3 protein-coding genes are annotated in these 2602 nt (G+C 72.9%); all 3 read left to right on the forward strand.

What is annotated here, in order from left to right:
- Positions 1–180: 180 nt before the first annotated feature.
- The 3 genes from GTR02_RS21205 to GTR02_RS21215 all read left to right on the forward strand — a co-directional run bounded on the left by GTR02_RS21205 (position 181) and on the right by GTR02_RS21215 (position 2493).
- The gene (locus GTR02_RS21205) at positions 181–858 is read left to right on the forward strand and encodes a TetR/AcrR family transcriptional regulator (RefSeq protein ID WP_166609454.1); all 678 of its coding nucleotides are present in this window, start codon (positions 181–183) and stop codon (positions 856–858) included.
- A 266-nt stretch (positions 859–1124) separates the two neighbouring features.
- Positions 1125–2099, forward strand: a complete 975-nt coding sequence (locus GTR02_RS21210) for a TIM barrel protein (protein ID WP_205709763.1) — start codon at positions 1125–1127, stop codon at positions 2097–2099.
- 1 nt (position 2100) lies between these two features.
- The gene (locus GTR02_RS21215) at positions 2101–2493 is read left to right on the forward strand and encodes a C-glycoside deglycosidase beta subunit domain-containing protein (protein ID WP_166609456.1); all 393 of its coding nucleotides are present in this window, start codon (positions 2101–2103) and stop codon (positions 2491–2493) included.
- Positions 2494–2602 lie beyond the last annotated feature (109 nt).

The raw sequence follows: 2602 nt of genomic DNA on the forward strand, positions 1-2602 counted from the left end.
GGGTGGGAGGCATGCGGGGTTCCTTCCGGTCGGGGTGCCGGCCCGCCTCGGCGCCGAGCGGGCCGGCCGTCCAGCGGGTCGAGCGGAGAGCGCCGTCGCGCACCGAACTAGAACGACGGTTCGGATCGTAGTGAACCGGGCCGCGGTCGTCAACGGGGCCCGTCGGCTACGTTTCTCGCCATGTCCGCATCGTCCGCGTCGCCGTCTGCGACCGGCGGCAGCTCCGCCACCGCCGTCCCGGCCGTCCGGGCACCGTTGCAGGCCCGCAGCCGCGAGTCCTTCGCGCGCGTGCAGGACGCGGCGCTGGCCCTGCTGCGCGAACGCGGCGACGACTCGTTCACGCTCGCCGAGGTCAGCGCCCGGTCCGGGGTCTCCACGGGCAGCATCTACGGGCGGATCGCCAGCAAGGACGCGCTGATCCGGCTCGTGCACGCGCGCGAGATGACGCGCATCGACGCGGTGACGGTGCCGGCGCTGGAGCAGGCCGCGGTCCACGACACCCTGGACGCCACCGTCCACGCGCTCGTCGCCGCCTACGCCGGCCTGCTGCAGGAGGAGGCAGAGGTGTTGCGCCCCTTCATGCTCCGGGCAGCGCACGACCCCGAGGTGGCCCGGACCGGGCACGAGTCCTCCGAACGCGCGCGTCAGGCCTTCTGCGACGCGCTGCTGCGGCACGGTGCCGAGGTCCGACGGCCGGAACCGGAGGTGGCGGCGGACTGGTGCCACACGGTCGTCTTCTCCGTGCTCGCCCGCCGGCTCGGGCTGGGCAGCACGGTGGAGGGCGCCGACGACGTCGACCTCAGCGTGATGGTCGGGAACCTGTCCTCGATGGTGACCTCCTTCCTCGTCACGGGGTGACCTCGGCCGCTCGGCGCTGGACGACCCCGTCCGGCCCCACCCCCGCCGCGCGGCATCGGCCCACGTGATGGTTCGGATGCCGGATCACTATTTCCGTCCGCCGGCGCGCTGCCGGACAGTGGGCTGCACCGGGGGCCGACCACCGGCTCGTCCGAGGGCACCACGGTGACTCCGGACTGAGCGACGACCCCGAGCCACCGACGCGAAGGAGCGCAGCCATGGGCCCGAGCCCACGCGGCACGAGCGGTCACAGCATCACCCGGGGCGTGAGCCTGTACAGCTTCCAGGAGGAGTTCTTCCTCCGGACGATGGCCCTGCGCGACGCCGTCGCGGCCGCGGCCGGGATGGGGGCCACCGACATCGAGATCATCCCCGAGCAGTCGATCGCCGGTTTCCCGCACGTCAGCGACGCCTGGGTCGCCGAGTGGCACGGCCTGATGGCCGAGTTCGGCACGCGCCCGCTGGCCTACGACTTCTTCCTGGACACCCTGCTGCACCCTCACCGGCGACTGACGCACGAGGAGCAGGTCGCCTCGGTCCGCCGCGACATCGACCTCGCGGTCCGCCTGCGGACGCCCCTGCTGCGCGCCATCATCAGCACCCCGGCCGCGGTGCTGCGCGACGCGGCGCCCTACGCCGAGGCCGCGGGCGTGAAGCTGCTGCTGGAGGTCCACGCGCCGTTCCACTACCAGCACCCGTGGGTGCTCCAGCACCTGACGGTGATGGACGAGCTCGACAGCCCTGCGCTGGGGTTCATGCCCGACCTGGGCTGCTTCGTCGAGCGCTTCCCCCGCGTCGTGTCCGACCGCGCGCTGCGCGAGGGGGCGCGCCCGGACCTGGTGGCGCTGGTCGTCGGCACCTACGACGCCCACGGGGACACCCACGGGCTCATGGACACCGTGACCTACTCCGGGGGCGGCCCGGTCGACGTCGCCCTGGCCCGTCAGGCCACGCACTTCACCTGGCGGGACCCGCGCAGCCTGCTGGAGCAGATGCACCGGACCCACCACATCCAGGCCAAGTTCTACGAGATGACCGAGGACGGGACCGAGTACTCGATCCCCTACGACCGGATCGTCGACGTCCTCGTGGAGGGCGGCTACCGAGGCTGCCTCTCCAGCGAGTACGAGGGGAACCGCCACATCCAGGACGCGTACCCGGTCGACTCGGTCGAGCAGGTCTCGCGCCAGCACGCGATGTTCGAGCGACTGCTGCAGGGCCACGAGGACGGGAGGGGCTGAGGTGTTCGAGAAGTACGTGATCGTCCCGGGGACGCTGCGCAACACGGTCGCGGAGGGACGCAGCACCGGCTACGAGATCGGTGTGCGGATGCCGTACTACCGGGGCCTGGCCCTGTCGATGGTGGAGGACGTCGCCCTCACCGTCGACGGCGTCCGCGCCCTCGCCGAGGCCACCACGGTGACGGTGCACGGCAACAGCTACCGGCTGACCGAACTCGGCGCGGTGACCGACGACCGCTGGGAGCTCGGCGAGGTCGCCGTCGTCCGGGTGGCCCACCCGGGTGGTCTCGCGCCTGGGGAGCACGACGTGGAGGTCGTCCAGCGCCTGCGCATCTCCTACATGCCCGTCCCCGGCGGCGGCCGGGCGCGAGCCGTCGTCGAGCTGAGCGACTGAGCCACCGGCGTCCGCGGCGTCGACGCCGCCCCCGCACGAACTCCCTCCCCGCGCCGAGGCGCCCGAGGACCCGCACCACCCCGCCCGGAGATCCGGTGCGGGCCAGACG

Origin of the sequence: Kineococcus siccus (assembly GCF_009906795.1) — a bacterium.
GTDB classification, from domain to species: domain Bacteria; phylum Actinomycetota; class Actinomycetes; order Actinomycetales; family Kineococcaceae; genus Kineococcus; species Kineococcus siccus.